Here is a 519-nt window from a genome sequence, read left to right as displayed (position 1 = left end):
AGTCATGGGGCCTTATACGTTACACTTTCCCGTATGACACACATAATGATCGGCTATGCCCGCTGCTCGACGGACAAACAGGATCTCGCGGCCCAGCATCAGGAACTGCTCAAACTCGGTGTTTCTGCCGATCGTATTTACACCGACAAGGGCTTCACCGGCACGAACCGGGAAAGGGCCGGCCTTGACCAGGCACTGGCGGCTGTTCGTAGTGGCGATACTTTGGTCGTACCAAAGCTTGATCGACTGGCCCGCTCTGTCCCTGATGCACGGCTTATTGTCGAGAGCCTGGCTTCCCGTGGCGTGAAGCTTCAACTTGGGAAGAGTATTCACGATCCGTCTCATCCAATGGGCAAGTTGTTCTACAACATCCTTGCGACTTTCGCGGAGTTTGAAGCCGATCTGATCCGGATGCGTACTCGTGAAGKGATGGCCGTTGCACGCGACAAAGGTAAACTACGCGGAAAGAAACCCAAGCTTTCTGAACGTCAGCAAAAAGAGCTTCGCCGGATGTATGAT

The 519-nt window shown here is 53.9% G+C and carries 1 protein-coding gene; it reads left to right on the top strand.

What is annotated here, in order from left to right:
• Positions 1–33 precede the first annotated feature (33 nt).
• Positions 34–519 (top strand): recombinase family protein (locus tag KP705_RS16830; protein ID WP_215765088.1); only part of this gene is annotated, 486 nt, incomplete at its 3' end.

The organism is Gluconobacter sp. P1D12_c, from assembly GCF_018812105.1.
GTDB lineage: Bacteria > Pseudomonadota > Alphaproteobacteria > Acetobacterales > Acetobacteraceae > Gluconobacter > Gluconobacter oxydans_A.
This window is presented reverse-complemented; position numbering and strand designations above follow the sequence as displayed.